This is a genomic window from Litorilinea aerophila (assembly GCF_006569185.2).
Classification (GTDB): domain Bacteria; phylum Chloroflexota; class Anaerolineae; order Caldilineales; family Caldilineaceae; genus Litorilinea; species Litorilinea aerophila.
Window position 1 is genome coordinate 1 of record NZ_VIGC02000004.1, and the last position, 15,996, is coordinate 15,996.

Sequence of the window (15,996 nt, forward strand, 5' to 3'; positions counted from 1 at the left end):
CTACCTAGGAGATAACCAGACACAGGTTGGCCTGCTGTTCTGCTGATGGTTATTCAGTTTTCAATGTGCGTCACGATGTGCTGATGGTTTCATCGCTAAAACCGTCACGATGTGCTGATGTACGACAACTACCGTCTACCAAACTACCGCTACCCACGCCTCTTGCCACGACGGGGCGCTGCTAAGGGGCCAGGCCATGCCGTTCCAACAGGGCGTGGTCGGCCAACAGCTGGGCTGTGGGGCCACAGGCTACCACCTGGCCATTATCCATAATGGCTGTCTGCTCGGCAAGTTCCGCCACCAGGGGCATGTCGTGGCTGGAGATGAGCATGGTCATGTCCAGCCCTTTGAGCAGGTTGATCAGCATGCGCCGGGCTCGAGGGTCCAGGCCGGCCGACGGCTCGTCCAGCACCAGGATCTCCGGGTGCATGGAGAGGACGGTGGCGATGGCAATGCGCTTCTTCTCCCCCATGCTCAGGTGGTGGGAGACCCGGTTCCGGTACTCAGACATGCCCACCGCCCGCAGCGCCGTCTCCACCCGCAGGAGCACGTCCGCTTCTGGCAGACCCATGTGGAGCGGCCCAAAGGCCACGTCATCGAAGACGGTAAGGGAAAAGAGCTGGTCGTCCGGGTTCTGGAAGACCATGCCCACCGCGGCCCGGATGCGGGGAAGATTTTCCTCGTTCATCTCCATCCCCGCCACCCGCACCCGGCCTTCACCCCGCAGAATGCCGTTCAGGTGCAGCATGAGGGTGGATTTGCCCGCACCGTTGGGGCCCACCAGGGTCATCTTGACCCCGGGGGGAACGGTCAGGTTGACGCCCCGCAGGGCCTCCCGCCCGTCCGGGTAGGTGAAGTACAGATCCTCGACTTCGATGGTGTGGTGCACTGCCAACTCCTCAGAGAAACTTGACCATGAGCACGATGGCCAACAGCAGGAACATGACGGCCCATGCCACCCAATCGGCAAACCCGGGGTGATGGTGTGCCAGGGTTCGGATGGACCCCCGATAGCCTCGGGCGACCATGGCCTGGTAGATGCGCTCGCTGCGTTCGAAGGAGCGCAGCATCAGACTGCCCACCATGTAGCCGGCGACTTTGCCCCGCCAGGTCAGGCTGCCGCCGCTAGGCACGCCGGGCAGGGCTGCGCTGCGGGCGGCCCGGGCACGGAGCAGGCGCAGGGCCTCGTCGGCCAGCACGTTCAGGTAGCGATACATGAAGGAGATGATGGCCACCAGGGGCGCCGGCACATAGAGCGCACGCAGCGCCCACAGCAGGTCGTGGAAGGGAGTGGTGGCCACCAGCAGGATGGCCATCTGAACCGAGATCCAGGACTTGACCAGGATGCTCAGGGCGCGCAGGGTACCCGCGTCGGTGATGGCCAGGCCGCCGAACAGGGGCAGGGTAGCGATGGTCTCGCCCGGCACGGTGAAGGGCAGGGTGATCGCGGCCAGGGCAAAGGGCAGGGCGATCACCGAGCGCTTGAGCACGAAGAGCGGCCCCAATCGAGAGAAGTAGGCGGCCTCCATGGCAGCCAGCCAGAGCAGGACATAGATGCCGAAGGCGCCGAACGGAGCCAGGCTCACGGCCAGGATGAAGAGAATCGTCAGGGCCACCTTGGTCCGGGGATCCAGCCCGTGGATCAGGGACTCTCGATGGTGATAGCGATCCTGTAGATGGATGTGCATGGCTCTTCAGAATCCCTGTCATCCGTGTCATCTGTGGAATCTGTGGCTGAAGAAGAAGTCACGGCGCAATCCGCTGCCGGCGCACCAACCGACCTACGCCGTAGGCCAGGCCAAAGACCAGTACCGTTCCCAGGACGACCGCCACCACCCCCGAGAGGGCCGGGTGGCTGATGAAGGGTACGGTATAGTCGGGCAGCAGGCGATAAAGCGGATCCATGGCCCGGGCCAGGAAGCCCTGGTCCGCGGCCACCCGCTCCAGGCCGTCCGGCGCGGGGGAGGCGGCCCAGGAGAGGAGCGCCACGAACAGGGAGATGAGCAGGCCGCCGGCAACCCAGCGGGCTGTCTCTGCGCCCGGCGCTGCTTCCCCGGCTGCCAACAGGTCAGGGCGGGTGCGGGCGATGAGCAGCAGCGCGCCCACGGTAATCAGGGCCTCGCCCACGCCGATGAGGGCATGGATGCCCGCCATGGCCGGCAGGGCAATGGCCAGGGGGGACGTGCCGGAGACGGCCAGCTGGAGGGCCGTGGCTACCGCGCCCACCTCCACCGAGAGCCAGGCCCCGGCCGCCCCGGCCACCATCAGGCCGGTCTGACCCTGGATGAGGCGTCCCACCAGGCGATAGACCAGGGCGCCGGTGAACGCGGTGAGGACGCCCATGTTCATGATGTTCCAGCCCATGACCAGCAGCCCGCCATCCTGAAACAAGAGGGCCTGCAGGCCGATCACCGCGGCCATCACCAGGACGGCTGCCCACGGCCCGAGGACGATGGCGGCCAGCGCACCGCCCAGCAGGTGGCCGCTGGTGCCGCCCGCCACGGGGAAGTTCACCGCCTGGGCCGCAAAGATAAAGGCGGCCATGACCCCCAGCACCGGAACCTGCCGTTCCCCCAGCTGATCCTGGGTCTGACGCAGGGCGTAGCCGATGGTCACCACGGCCAGGAGCCATCCCACCAGGGAAACGGGGGTGCTCAGGAAGCCGTCTGGAATGTGGAGAAGGGTCGGTTTCAGGGACGCGTTCAGCAACAGAAGCCAATTCATCTGCGTCGTTCTCCTTTCGAGTGCGGCAGTCTGTTGGTTTCATTTCCGCACACCGCTGCACGTAGGTCACGCATCCCTGCGTGACAGGGGTGCACGGGACCCTGGTACCCCACGCGCCAGCCTGGCCCCCCTGTCCGGCCAGGAGACCGGACCTACGGTGCTGCGCGTAGGTCACGCATCCCTGCGTGACAGGGAGGCACGGGACCCTGGTCCCCCACGCGTCAGCCTGGCCCCCCTGTCCGGCCAGGAGACCGGACCTACGGTGCTGCACGTAGGTCACGCATCCCTGCGTGACAGGGAGGCACGGGACCCTGGTCCCCCACGCGCCAACCTGGCCCCCCTGTCCGGCCAGGAGACCGGACCTACGGTGCTGCACGTAGGTCACGCATCCCTGCGTGACAGGGAGGCACGGGACCCTGGTCCCCCACGCGCCAACCTGGCCCCTCTGTCCGGCCAGGAGACCGGACCTACGGTGCTGCGCGTAGGTCACGCATCCCTGCGTGACAGGGAGACACGGGACCCTGGTCCCCTACGCGCCAGTCTGCCCCCTCTGTCCGGCCAGGAGACCGGACCTACGGCGCTGCACGTAGGTCACGCATCCCTGCGTGACAGGGGTGCACGGGACCCTGGCCCTCCACGCGCCAGCCTGGCCCCCCTGTCCGGCCAGGAGACCGGACCTACGGCGTGGTGCACAGCTTGGAATCATACTCGCCTTTTCACGCCCCAAACAGAAGGGATCTTCCATATCTGCTGGATTTTCCGGCCCTGTTTCTTCCCAGCCCCCAGAGGGCGATGCCGTGGAAGGCCCGCCGGACCTTATCCATCCACCCGCAGCGCGATTTTACCGATGGTGTGGCCCGTCTCCAACATGCGATGGGCCTCCTGGATGTCGCGCCAGGAGAGGACGGCGCTCAGGGTCGACTCCAGGGTCTGGTCGTCCAGCAGTTCGGCCACCCGGTTCAGGATGGCGCCCTGCTTTTCCGGCTCCACGTTGAGGCGGGGGCGGGTGAACATGAGCTCCCACGCCACGCTGCCCCGAATGGGCACCAGGCCGCTCACGTCCAGGGCCTTCGCCTCCGGCCCGCCCAGGATCAGGCAGATCTTGCCCAGGGGGTTGAGCACCTCCACCAGTTGGGGGAAGTTGCCCAGGGGCGCGGTGCTGAAGATGTAGTCCACGCCGGTGTAGCCCAACTCCTGGAGCTGAGGACGCAGGCGCTGGCTGTGGTCAATGACCTGGTCCGCGCCCATCTTGCGGCATTGGGCCTGGGATTCGGGCCGAGAGGCGGTGGCGACCACGTGGAGCCGGCAAACCCGTTTGGCGATCTGGATGGCGATGGACCCCACGCCGCCTCCGCCGCCCACGATGAGGATGGATCGACCTGCATCTCGACCGCCCTCGTCCACGCCCAGGGTTTCGATGATCCCTTCCCAGGCGGTGAGGGAAGTGAGGGGCATGGCTGCGGCCGCCTCGAAGCTCAGGGTCTGGGGCTTGTGGCCCACGATGCGTTCGTCTACGGCCACGTATTCCGCGTAGCAGCCGGCCCGGGTGATGTCACCGGCAAAGTAGACTTCGTCGCCCACCTGGAAACGGTCCACTTCCGGGCCTACTGCGGCCACGATGCCGGCGCCATCCCAGCCCAGGATTTTGGGCGCATCGGGCACGGGGGTATTGGCTGGCCCTCCCGCCCGCACTTTGGTGTCCACGGGGTTGACCGCGATGGCCCGCACCCGCACTAGCAAGTCCTGGGGGCGCAGCGCTGGCCGGGGAACCTGGGCAAAGTGCAGCACCTCTGGCCCGCCGTAGACCTCCTGCACAATGGCGGTCATCTGGGAAGGAATTTGGGATAGCTCTGACATGATACCTGCCTCCTGGAGAACGACAACCACCGCGAGCACGGTGGTTGTCGTCAGAAATTTTCACGTTGTTCGCAGTTGTTCGCAAGGGCAAGGGCGGACGTCCACGGCTGGCGTCCACGGCGGTGATGAGTCACCGTTGGCTGCTGTTCAAACCAGCCCTCGCCTGGGGTACCTGGGTCTGAACCCGCGCCGCTCCTCAGCTTTCGAGAGCGGCGATGATGGCCGGCAGGAAGTAGGGCAGGTCGGCCGGCGTCCGGGATGTGACCAGCTTGCCGTCCACCACCACGGGCTCGTCCACATACTCGGCGCCGGCGTTGATGAGGTCATCCTTGATGGCGCTGACGCAGGTGGCCCGTTTTCCCCGCATGATACCGGCCGAGATGGGTACCCAGGCAGCGTGGCAGATGGCGGCCACCATGCCACCCTGGTCGTGGACGCCCTTCACCAGGGAGAGGATTTCGGGGTAACGGCGCAGCCGGTCCGGCGCAAAGCCACCGGGCACCACCACGCCGTCGAAGTCGGCGGCCTTCACCTGGGAAGCGGCCACCTCAGCCTTGACCGGGTAACCATGCTTGCTGGTGTAGGTCTTCGCCTCTGGCCCCACCAGGGTCACCCGGGCGCCCGCCTCCAGCAGGCGGTAGTAGGGATACCACAGCTCCGGATCTTCGTACATATCTTCAGCCAGGACGGCCACATGTTTTCCTTCGAGGCTCATGGTGTACTCCTTGTGAATGAGTATACTGCTCTACCTACCCCCTTCCCCTAGGGGAAGGGGGTAGGGGGATGGGGACTCAACAATCACATTGTAACATATTTCGATGGTGTTCCCGGAACTCTTCTGCTGTCAGGCCCAGCAACAGCACGTCGTGGAACTGGCCGCCGGTGTAGATCATGCGGCGCAGGCGACCTTCCTGCCGAAACCCCATCTTTTCGTGTAGACCAGCGGAGGCCCGGTTAAAGGCGTAGACCTGGACAGTGACCTTCTGGTTGGTTTCAGTTTTGGGTGAAGCCGCCGCCGTTCTGCGCGGCCCACTGCATGGTGTACAGGTTGTAGTAGCGTCCCCGGCGGGCCAGGAGCTCCTGGTGGGTGCCCTGTTCCACGATGCGCCCGTGGTCCATCACCACGATTTGGTCAGCGTTGATGATGGTGCTCAGCCGGTGGGCAATCACAAACGATGTGCGCCCCTCCATGAGCCGGTCCAGCGCGAACTGGATCTGCTTCTCGGTGGTGGTGTCCACGCTGCTGGTGGCTTCGTCCAGGATCAGGATGCGGGGATCCGCCAGCAGGGCCCGGGCGAAGGAGATGAGCTGCCGCTGGCCCACGCTCAGGTTGACGCCGTTCTCGCCCACCTGGGTCTGGTAGCCCTCGGGCAATTGGGCAATGAACTCGTGGGCGCCGATGGCCTGGGCCGCGGCCACCACTTCCTCATCGCTGGCCTCTGGCCGGCCGTAGCGGATGTTATCCGCAATGGTGCCGCCAAAGAGGAAGGTGTCCTGCAGGACGATGCCCAGCTGGGAGCGCAGGCTCTGCTGGGTGACGTGGCGCACGTCGTGGCCGTCGATCTTCACCGCACCGTCGGTCACGTCGAAGAAGCGGGCAATGAGGCGAATGACCGTGCTCTTGCCTGCGCCGGTCTCGCCCACCAGGGCGATGCGCTGACCGGGCTCTGCATGGAGGGTCACGCCCCGCAGCACCGGTTCCCCATCCTTGTACTGGAAGAAGACGTTTTCCAGATCCACCCGGCCCTGGATGGGCGGCAGGGGATAGGCGTCAGGCGCGTCCACCAGGTCTGGCTGGGTATCCAGCAGCTGGAAGAGCCGTTCGCAGCCGGCCATGGTGGCCTGGAAGGTGTTGTAGCGCTGGGCCAGTTCCCGGATGGGCTCGAAGAAGCGGTCCACGTAGAGGACGAAGGCCACCAGGGTGCCGGCGGTGAGGGCATCGCCCAGGACCAGCCAGCCGCCCACCCCCACCACCAGCGCGGTGGCCAGCGCGCCCATGAAGTCCACGCCAGGGAAGAAGATGGCCGTTAGCCGGGCGGCATCCACGTTGGCGTCGAAGTAGGAGCGGTTCAGGTCATCAAAGTGCTGGAAGTTGCGCCGCTCCCGGGTGAAGCTCTGGGTCACCCGAATACCGGAGATGGACTCATTCAGGTAGCCATTGATCAGGGAAAGGCGGGTGCGGGTGGCCCGGTACGCGCTGCGAACCCGCTTGCGCCAGTAGTTGGTGAGCCAGATCATCAGGGGCAGCACGGCAAAGGTGACCAGGGCCAGGCGCCAGTTGAGGGAGACCATGGCCACGATGATCCCCAAGAGCACGAAGCCGGAGCGGGCCAGCCCGGTGATGGACCAGGTGACGAAGTCCTGCAGCACGCCCACGTCGCTGATGAGCCGGCTCATCAGGCGGCCCACGCTGTAGTTGTTGTGGAAGTTGAGGGAGAGCCGGTGCAGGTGGCGGAAGAGCTCGCTGCGCAGGTCCGCCACGATGCGGGTCCCCACATAGGCCATGAGCGCGATGCGGCTGCGGTTGGTGGCCCATTCCAGCACCGCGGCCAGCAGGAAGATGACCGTCCACAGGCGCAGTTGGGGGAGGGAACCGGCCCGGATGCCCTGGTCGATGGCCTGGCCGATGAACCAGGGCCCGGCCACGCTGAGCAGGGACGAAATGGACATGAGGATCACCGCCGCGATCATGCGGGCCCGGTAGGGCCGCATGTAGGTGAAGAGGCGCCGGAGGAGGCGGCTGTCGTAGGCCTTGCCAATGGTGTCTTCCTCTTCCTCCGGCAAGAGGTCGCGGATTTTATCCTCCCGGGCCAGCCGCTCCTGCTCCTCCGCGCTGAGGCGGGTGCCGAAGAGCCAGGCCCAGCCCGGTCGATCTGCGCCCCGCAAGGTGGATGGGGCCGTGGAGGCGGAAGGCGTCTGCGTTTGCGTCTGAGTTGCCTGGGACATGGGATTACCTCCTGGTCACACAGGACGCCGGCGTATCGGGCGCCGCCTGTTGTTGTTGCTGGAGGGCGATGAACTCCTCCTGATCCTTGAGCTGCAGGTCGTAGATTGCCCGGTAGAGGCCGCGGCGGGCCAGCAGCTCCTGGTGGGTCCCCCGCTCCACAATGCGGCCATGGTTCAGAACCAGGATCTGGTCCGCGTTTTTCAGGGTCAACAGGCGCTGGGCAATGACGAAGGTGGTTCGCCCCTCCATCAGCACGGCCAGCGCCTCCTGGATCAGGTGCTCTGTCTCGGTGTCCACGCTGCTGGTGGAATCATCCAGAATGAGGATACGGGGGTCCCGCAGGAGGGCCCGGGCGATGGCGATGCGCTGTTTCTGGCCACCGGAGAGGGTCACCCCCCGTTCTCCCACCCGGGTCTGGTACCCCTCCGGGAAGGAGACGATGAAATCGTGGGCCCGGGCAGCCTTGGCCGCGGCGATGATCTCCTCCATGGAGGCTTCGGGGCGGCCGTAGGCGATATTCTCGGCGATGGTGGTGCTGAAGAGGAAGGGCTCCTGAAGCACGATGCCGATGTGCCGGCGCAGGCTCTGGAGCTGCACCCGGCGGATGTCCACGCCATCCACCAGCACCCGCCCCGAGGTGGGGTCGTAGAAGCGGGGGATCAGGTTGGTGATGGTGGACTTGCCAGAGCCGGTGGGGCCGATGAGGGCCACCACCTGGCCCGGTTTGGCCACGAAGTCGATGTCCTCCAGGACGCTGCGGCCGGCGCCGTAGGCGAAGCTCACGTGCTCGAAGCGGACCTCGCCCTGCACCTCCTCCAGGGGGATGGCGTCGGGCGGTTCCTCCACCTCGTTGGGCGTGTCGATGATCTCGAAGACCCGGGCGGCGCTGGCGCTGGCCGTGGCCGCCATGTTGACCAGAAAGCCGATGCGCAGCACCGGGCCGTTGAGGAGCAGCACGTAGGAGATCATGGCGAAGAGGGAGCCCACGGTCACCTCCCCGCGGATGGCCTGGGGGCCGCCAAACCAGAGGAGCAGCAGGATGGCCGAGGCCAGGATCAGGGTGAAGAGGGGCCAGAAGTTGGCCCACACCTGGATGGCCGCGTAGCGTTTCTGGAACCAGCTTTCATTTTCCCGGTCGAACTTCTCCAGCTCGTATTGCTCTCGGGCGAAGGCCTTGACCACGCCGATGCCGGTCATGCTCTCCTGCATCACCGACGAGAGGGTGCCCATCTGTTCCTGGATCACCTTGAACATGGGGCGGATGATGTTGCCGAAGCGCAGGGCCGTGGCCACCAGCAGGGCCAGGGGGCCGATCACCAGCAGGGCCAGCCGGGCATGCTCCAGGAAGAGGGCTACCACCACGCCGGCCAGCAGCAGGATGGTGGCGATGAGGTCCATCAGGCCCACGCCGGTAAAGCGCTCCGTCTCGGTGATATCGCTGGTGGCCCGGCTCATCAGGTCGCCCGTTTGAGCCCGGTCGTGGAAGGCGAAGGGGAGGTTCTGCACCCGCCAGTAGAAGTGGTTACGCAGGTCGTAGGCCACCCGGAAGGTCAGCCACTCGCCGAAGAAGCGCTGGCTGAAGGAGACCATGCCCCGCAGCACTGCGATGCCCAGGATGAGGCCGGCCGCGGTGAAGAGGGCGGAGGGTTGCCGGGTGGTCAGGCCGTTGTCGATGGCACTTTTGATGACCTGGGGCACAATCAGATTGAGCCCCGTGGCGATGAGCATGGAGGTGTAGGCGATGAGCACCTGGCGCCAGTAGGGGCGCAAATAACCCAGCAGCCGTCGATAGATGGCGAATCTTCCTTGCATCGGTTCCCCCTCCTATCTTGTCATGGGTGCGTACCACGCCTGGGGCAAAAAGAATGCCGTGGGCATCGTTACCCACGGCGGGCAGCCTGGCGGGGCGGCAATAAAAAAAGCCGTGGAACCCAAAGTTGTCCACGCGCCGCCTCAACGCCCTATCGATTACACCGGATTTGGCAGGATCCGACCTGTTTTTCGTCGTTTCATACCGGCTCAACCTGTCCTATGCAACCGCTCCCCACAGTCGATGTCGGGACTGATGCCGGTTGCAGAAATGGACATTCGTTAGTTAGTCTAACAAACGGCATGGCCGGTGTCAAATTTGCGGACGAGGCGACGAGGCGGGGGAAACCTCGCTTCAACGGTCCATGAGCATAGGGGCCTGCTCGGCCCTGTGCCCCTCTGGCTCCTCCCTGAGCGGAAAGTAGGCCAGGGGGTGGCCCGGCGTCAACGCCACCCGCACGGCTGTCCCCGGTGCATAGCGAATTGTGTGGGGACCTTCCCAGCGCACCAGTCGTCCCGAGGACAGGTGGACATCATAGAGGTACGAGCTGCCCCGATAGACCATGCGCACAATCCGTCCGGGCCCGTCCGGGTCCGGGGTCAGGGTGAGATCGTCGGGCCGGGCTGCAATCTCCACCCGGGTACCCACGGGCAGGTCAACGGGCTGCGCCAGAAAGCCCAGCTCCGTCTCCAGGCCGCCCTCGCGAACCACCCCTTCCAGGAAGAAGGAGGCACCCATGAACTCGGCCACAAAGCGGGAGGCCGGCGCGGCGAAGACCGTCTCCGGCGGGCCAATTTGCTCCACCCGGCCTTCGTTCATCACCGCAATGCGGTCGCCCATGTAGAGGGCCTCGTCCTGGTGGTGGGTCACAAAGACCACCGTCACCTGGGTCTCCCGCAGGATCTGCAACACCTCGCCCCGCACCTGGTCCCGCAAGCTTTCGTCCAGCCCAGAGAAGGGCTCATCCAGCAGCAGCACCTGGGGGCGGGGCGCCAGCGCCCGGGCCAGGGCCACCCGCTGTTGCTGGCCGCCCGAGAGGGCGTGGGGCATGCGGTTCTCCATGCCCCTCAGCCCCACCAGAGCCAGCACCTCCCGCACCCGTCGCTCCCGGTCCTCTCCCCGCTTCAAGCCATAGGCCACATTTTCCGCCACGCTCAGATGGGGAAACAGGGCGTAGTTCTGGAAGACCATCCCCACCCGCCGCTGTTCCGGCGGCACAAAAATACCCGGCCCGGCCACCACCCGATTGCCGATGAGGACGCGGCCCTGGGTGGGCCGTTCAAAGCCGGCAATCAGGCGCAGGGTGGTGGTCTTACCACAGCCGCTGGGCCCCAGAAGGGCCACAATCTCCCCCACGTGGACCGTCAGGTTCACATCCTGAACCGCGGCCAAGGGAGGCTGGTAGCTTTTGCTCAGATTTTCACAGCGAACGGCAATATCAGTCATCACGTTCTTCCCGCAAGATGTTCAGCGCCATGGGCAAAGAGGACGCCAATACAATGAACAGCGCCGGTGCGGCCGCGGCGGCAAAGAAAGCCTCCGACACCGAGGACCAGACCGCGATGGCCAGGGTCTTGAAGCCGATGGGCGCCAGGAGCAAGGTGGCCGGCAGTTCCTTCATGGCCGTCAGAAAGACCAGGCTCATCCCGGCCAGCAGCCCCGGCCGCAGCAGCGGCAGCGTGACCGTGGCGAAGACCGAGAGGGGCCCTCGTCCCAGGCTGCGGGCCGCCTCCTCGATGCTGGGGTGGATCTGGAGCAGGGATGCCCGCAGGGAACCCACCGCCTGGGGGATGAAGAGGATGCAGTAGGCCAGGAGCAGCATGGGCAGGGTTTGATAGAGCCAGGGGGCATGGTTGGCGCCGAAGAAGACCAGGGCCAGCGCGATGACAATGCCCGGCAGGGCAAAGGCGCTGTAGGTCAACCGCTCCAACAACTGGCTCAGCCGGCCCGGCCGCCGCACCACCAGGATGGCCACAGGCAGGGCGGCCAGGGTTGTGACCAGCGCAGCCAGCCCAGAGGCCAGCAGCGAGTTCCACGTGGCCAGCCCCAGGTCGTTGACCGTCTCCCCGGCCAGCAGGCCCCGCACCAGCCAGTAGACCAACACCAGGGCCGGCAGTACCAGGGCGAAGAAGGTGACGCCGGCGCAGAAGAGGAAGGCCGGCCAGCGCCAGCGCCCCAGATGCACCAGGGACGGCGGCCGAGCCGTCCCGCTGACGCCCTGGTAGTAGGCCGCCCGCCGCTGGATGCGAAATTCCAGCAACACCAGCACCAGGGTGACGGCCACCAGCAGCAGCGCCAGCAGCGCGGCCTGGGAGCGGTCGAAGGACCGGTACTGGACGTAGATTACCCGGGTGAAGGTGTCGTAGCGCATGATGGCCACCGCGCCGAAGTCCCGCAGGGCGTAGAGGGCCACCAGGAGGCTGCCCGCCCCCAACCCCGGGCGCATCAGCGGCAGGGTCACCCGCCAGAAGACCCGCCAGGCACTGTCCCCCAGGTTGCGGGCCGCCTCTTCCAGGGCAGGATCCAGGCGCAGCAGCGTGGCCCGGGCGCTCAACAGCAGATACGGATAGCTCAGAAATGTCAGGGTGATCAGCGCGCCGGGAAAGCCGTAAATGGGGGGCAGTCGCTGGATACCCAGGGGCCCCTCCAACAACTGCTGGACCAACCCCCGGGGACCCAGGGCCGAGACCATCAGGTAGGCGCCCACGTAGCTGGGCATGACCAGGGGCAACGGGGTGAGGATGGACCAGAGCCGCCGCAGGGGCACGTCGGTGCGCACGGTGAGCCAGGCCAGGGGCACGGCAATCACCAGGGAGGCGCCGGTGACCGCAAGGGCCAACCCCAGGGTGCGGGCCAGGGTCAACAGGGTACGGCCCTGCACCAGGTTCTCCCAGCCTGCCGGCCCGGCCTCCAGGCTACGAATGAGCAGGTAGGCCACCGGCAGCAAAAGGATGGCCCCCACTACCAGGCCGGCCGCCCACAGCAGCCAGCCATACCCGTACATGGGCAGCCGCAGCTGCCAGGGGCGTTGTTTCTGGATCAATGAAACCGCAGGGCGAAAAAAGTTCAGCATCCCGGCCATTTCCCGGTTATTGGCCTCTCGCACGAACAGGCCAGCCAAAAGCGCAGGCCGGCCACAGACCTTTTAGTAAATCCCGGCAGAAATTCGCCGATGGTTTCCACCAGAGGTAGTGCCGCCGAATTTCTGCCGTGGTATTTACGCCAGACGGTACTACACGCATTCTACCCGAAACAGGCTCCTCTCCCCACATCTTCACCTCTCCGAATGCGCATCCAAATGCGCAGCGTGCTCCGAATACGTCAAAAGCGCTCAACAAAAGCGTTCAACCCGGCCAGGTCGACACGAACCTGGCCGGGTTGGCTCGGCATGGGATGGGTACTGCTGGCGCCCGGCGCGTTCAGGGCAGGACGCCCACCTCCGACAGCAGGCGAGTCGTACCCTGGAGGTCGGCCAGGTCGGCCAGGTCGATGTCGATGGCGTTGAGCTCTTCCAGGGGGACCAATCCCTCCGGCGGGGGCACGTCATCGATCACCGGGTACTCGTAGGTCTGCTCGGTGAAGTACTGCTGCGCCTCGGGCGAGACCAGGAACTCGATGAACTTTTGGGCGTTCTCCGGGTTCCTGGCTGCGGCCAGCTGGCCCACGCCGGCCACCATCACCAGGGAGCCAGGACCGCCGCCGGGCAGGAAGTAGTTGCGGGCCTTGAAGTCCTCGCCCTCCTCCCGCAGGAAGCGGTAGAGGTAGTAGTGGTTGACGAAGCCCACCTCGATCTCACCGGCGCCCACCGCAGCCACGATGGGGGAGTTGCCCTCAAAGACCACAGGGTCATTGGCCAGGATTCCCTCCAGCCACTGGCGGGTCTTCTCCTCGCCCCAGGCCACCCGCATGGCAGTCACCATGGCCTGGAAGGACGCGTTGGTGGGCGCCCAGCCGATGCGCCCGGCCCACTGGGGATCGACGAAGTCCCAGATATCCGCGGGCAGGTCGGCCTCGGTGAGCATCTCGGTGTTGTAGACCACCACCCGGGCGCGGCCGGACACCCCGACCCATTTCCCTGCAGGGGAGCGGAAGCGGGGCTTGACCCGGTTCAGGATCTCTTCGGGCAGGTCGGCCAGGAGCCCGGCGTTCATCACCGCGCCCAGGCCGCCCGGATCCTGGGCGAAGAAGACGTCGGCCGGCGAGTTGGCGCCCTCTTCCAGCAAGGTAGCCGCTACCTCGGGCGTACTCCCATAGCGCACCTCCACCTGAATCCCCGTGGACTCGGCGAAACGGTCGATGATGGGCTGGACCAGGTTTTCACTGCGGCCTGAGTAGATGACCAGGGAACCAGCATCGGCAGCCGGGGCGGCCTCCCCGGGAGCGGCGGGCTGCACCGGCGCACAGGCCGCCACCATGGCAACCAACAGTAACGCGCTCAGTACCCATCCGGCCCTTCGCCGGGCTTCGGTCCCGGCCCATTTGAAAGCTTTCAACGTTTCCCTCCTTTTCAAGACATTTTCATGATGTTTGAATTCAAGGTGGTTCAACCTGAAATGGCTGTGTGGGGGCACACGGCCCCCACCATAGCACATGCCCCGGGGCGATTCAAGGGGAAATTGGACCCGGTTCCAGGCTTGGGGGGTGCGGCGCTTGTGAAAAACGTAGCTAAGCGGGTTTAAGCCGAGGATTAACCAGCGTTTACGGGTGGGATGAAATCGCCCGCCTCTTCCCAGGCTTGGCCCCACGCTGGCCCCTGTGATACACTCCAGGCCATGACCAATCTGCACGCATCTTTCGACAGCACCCAGCCGGACCCGGCCCTCTTTGCCGGCGAATATACCCTGCTGGATTCGGGCAATGCCAGCAAGCTGGAGCAACTGGGCCCCTACCGCCTGATTCGGCCTGCGCCCCAGGCCATCTGGCATCCTCGCCTGCCCCGCTCCGAGTGGGATCAGGCCCATGCCATCTACGAGCGCAGCTCCAGCGGCGGCGGTTCCTGGCATTGGCAGCGCAAGGTCTCCCGGGAGTTCGACGTCTTGTTCTCCAACCTCTCCTTCCGCATCAAGCTGACCAATTTTGGCCACCTGGGGCTCTTCCCGGAGCAGGCCATCAACTGGGGCTGGCTGCGGGAGAACATCCGGGAGCGCCTGCAGCGGACCAACTACCGCAATCTCCACGTGTTGAACCTCTTCGCCTACACCGGCGGCAGCACCCTGGCCGCCAGCCAGGCCGGCGCCCACGTGGTCCATGTGGATGCGGCCAAAGGGGTGGTGGATTGGGCGCGGCGTAACGCCCGCCAGTGTCACCTGGACGAGCGGCCCATCCGCTGGCTGGTGGACGACGCGCTCAAGTTCGTCAAGCGGGAGATCCGGCGGGGAAACCGCTACCAGGGCATCATCCTGGATCCGCCCTCTTTTGGCCGGGGACCCAAGGGTGAAGTCTTCAAGATCGAGGATGACCTCCTGCCCCTGCTGGAGGCTTGCCGGGAGCTCCTGGCCCGGGATGCCCTCTTTGTCCTCTACAGCTGCCACACCCCCGGCTTCACCCCCATTGTCCTGGCCAACCAGCTGGCCGACGTGGTGGGCGAGCGGGGAGGCAGCCTGGAGCACGGTGAGATGGTCATCCCGGACTCCACGGGCCGGCTTTTGCCCAGCGGCACCTACGCCCGCTGGCTGGCCGACTCGTAACCGTTATCCTGCCCATCCCAATCCATGGCCATCACCATCCAAAGCCTTCAGAACAGCCGCATCAAAGAGCTGGTCAAGTTGAGCCGGCGCCGCCGTCGGGATGAGCGCCGGGTGACCCTGGTGGAAGGGGTGCGGGAAGCCAGCCGGGCCCTGGCCGCGGGCATCGTGCCCCAGGAGGCGTACATCTGCCCCGGGCTCATGGTGGACGAAGCCGCCCAGGCCCTGGGGGCTGAACTGGCCCGCCTGGAGGCTGCAGGCGCCCTGCGCCTTTTCGAAGTGACCCCGGAAGTCTTCGCCAAGATTGCCTATCGGGGCGAGAGCGGCGGCGTGGTGCTGGTCATCCCTTACCTGAGCCACACCCTGGACGAGCTGGCCCGGCGGCGGCCCACCTTCCTGGCGGTGATCGAAGGGGTGGAAAAGCCGGGCAACCTGGGGGCCATCCTGCGCACCGCGGACGCCGCGGGCGTCGACGCGGTCATCGTCTGTGCTGGCGCCACCGACATCCACAACCCCAACGTGGTGCGGGCCAGCCTGGGGACCCTCTTCACCGTGCCGGTGGTAGAGGCGTCCAGCGAGGAGACCATCGCCTGGCTGCGGCAGCAGGGGATCCGCACCCTGGCGGCCACGCCGGCGGGGGAGGTCCCGTACACCGCCGTGGACATGACCGGCCCGGTGGCCGTGGTGTTGGGCAGCGAGGCCCACGGCCTCAGCCCGACCTGGCTGGCCGCGGCCGACGCGCGGGTCTACATCCCCATGCGGGGCATGGCGGACAGCCTGAACCTGGCCATCTCCGCCGCGCTGTTGTTGTATGAGGTGGTGCGCCAGCGGGAGGGGGAAGGCGCTGGTGGCGCGCAGGTTGCCGGCGGTTGAGCCGGGCCTTGGGGATCGGCCGCTACTTCTTTACCAGCGGGATGGCGTTGTCCTCGACTGGAGGTTCCAGCACAGCCAGACGTTCATTGGTGATTGGGTCG

At 65.9% G+C, this 15,996-nt stretch carries 13 protein-coding genes; 2 read left to right on the forward strand and 11 right to left on the reverse strand.

The annotated features are described in order from the left end of the window. Positions 1 to 181: 181 nt before the first annotated feature. The 11 genes from FKZ61_RS03545 to FKZ61_RS03590 all read right to left on the reverse strand — a co-directional run bounded on the left by FKZ61_RS03545 (position 182) and on the right by FKZ61_RS03590 (position 13,831). On the reverse strand, positions 182 to 889 hold the full coding sequence (locus FKZ61_RS03545; RefSeq protein ID WP_141608706.1) for an energy-coupling factor ABC transporter ATP-binding protein: 708 nt from the start codon (positions 887 to 889) through the stop codon (positions 182 to 184). Between the two features lie 10 nt (positions 890 to 899). After that, on the reverse strand, positions 900 to 1,688 hold the full coding sequence (gene cbiQ / locus FKZ61_RS03550; RefSeq protein ID WP_141608707.1) for a cobalt ECF transporter T component CbiQ: 789 nt from the start codon (positions 1,686 to 1,688) through the stop codon (positions 900 to 902). 58 nt (positions 1,689 to 1,746) lie between these two features. Beyond that, positions 1,747 to 2,724, reverse strand: coding sequence for an energy-coupling factor ABC transporter permease (locus FKZ61_RS03555; protein ID WP_141608708.1), 978 nt, complete (start codon positions 2,722 to 2,724; stop codon positions 1,747 to 1,749). A gap of 816 nt (positions 2,725 to 3,540) precedes the next feature. Beyond that, on the reverse strand, positions 3,541 to 4,551 hold the full coding sequence (locus FKZ61_RS03560; protein ID WP_141608867.1) for a zinc-binding alcohol dehydrogenase family protein: 1,011 nt from the start codon (positions 4,549 to 4,551) through the stop codon (positions 3,541 to 3,543). A gap of 226 nt (positions 4,552 to 4,777) precedes the next feature. Beyond that, entirely contained in the window at positions 4,778 to 5,296 is a 519-nt protein-coding gene (locus tag FKZ61_RS03565; RefSeq protein WP_141608709.1) for a type 1 glutamine amidotransferase domain-containing protein, read from the reverse strand. Between the two features lie 76 nt (positions 5,297 to 5,372). Next, positions 5,373 to 5,507: a hypothetical protein gene (locus tag FKZ61_RS23840; RefSeq protein WP_268251865.1), complete on the reverse strand. Its 135-nt coding sequence runs from the start codon at positions 5,505 to 5,507 to the stop codon at positions 5,373 to 5,375. 67 nt (positions 5,508 to 5,574) lie between these two features. After that, the gene (locus FKZ61_RS03570; RefSeq protein WP_141608710.1) at positions 5,575 to 7,527 is read right to left on the reverse strand and encodes an ABC transporter ATP-binding protein; all 1,953 of its coding nucleotides are present in this window, start codon (positions 7,525 to 7,527) and stop codon (positions 5,575 to 5,577) included. 4 nt (positions 7,528 to 7,531) lie between these two features. Next, the gene (locus tag FKZ61_RS03575) at positions 7,532 to 9,340 is read right to left on the reverse strand and encodes an ABC transporter ATP-binding protein (protein ID WP_141608711.1); all 1,809 of its coding nucleotides are present in this window, start codon (positions 9,338 to 9,340) and stop codon (positions 7,532 to 7,534) included. Between the two features lie 352 nt (positions 9,341 to 9,692). Then, positions 9,693 to 10,784 carry an ABC transporter ATP-binding protein gene (locus FKZ61_RS03580; protein WP_141608712.1) on the reverse strand — a complete coding sequence of 364 codons (1,092 nt, stop codon included), beginning with the start codon at positions 10,782 to 10,784 and terminating at the stop codon, positions 9,693 to 9,695. Further along, positions 10,777 to 12,411 (reverse strand): ABC transporter permease, encoded by a 1,635-nt coding sequence (locus FKZ61_RS03585; protein ID WP_211358388.1) that lies wholly within the window; start codon positions 12,409 to 12,411, stop codon positions 10,777 to 10,779. The genes FKZ61_RS03580 and FKZ61_RS03585 overlap by 8 nt, the downstream gene beginning before the upstream one ends. A 346-nt stretch (positions 12,412 to 12,757) precedes the next feature. Then, on the reverse strand, positions 12,758 to 13,831 hold the full coding sequence (locus FKZ61_RS03590) for an iron ABC transporter substrate-binding protein (protein WP_211358389.1): 1,074 nt from the start codon (positions 13,829 to 13,831) through the stop codon (positions 12,758 to 12,760). Between the two features lie 279 nt (positions 13,832 to 14,110). Here FKZ61_RS03590 and FKZ61_RS03595 point away from each other — a divergent pair, with 279 nt between their 5' ends. Together FKZ61_RS03595 and FKZ61_RS03600 are read left to right on the forward strand one after the other, a co-directional pair. Continuing rightward, a complete protein-coding gene (locus FKZ61_RS03595) occupies positions 14,111 to 15,025 on the forward strand; it encodes a class I SAM-dependent methyltransferase (protein WP_141608713.1) in 915 nt (304 codons plus the stop codon). A gap of 24 nt (positions 15,026 to 15,049) precedes the next feature. Continuing rightward, positions 15,050 to 15,895, forward strand: coding sequence for a TrmH family RNA methyltransferase (locus FKZ61_RS03600; RefSeq protein ID WP_141608714.1), 846 nt, complete (start codon positions 15,050 to 15,052; stop codon positions 15,893 to 15,895). Positions 15,896 to 15,996 lie beyond the last annotated feature (101 nt).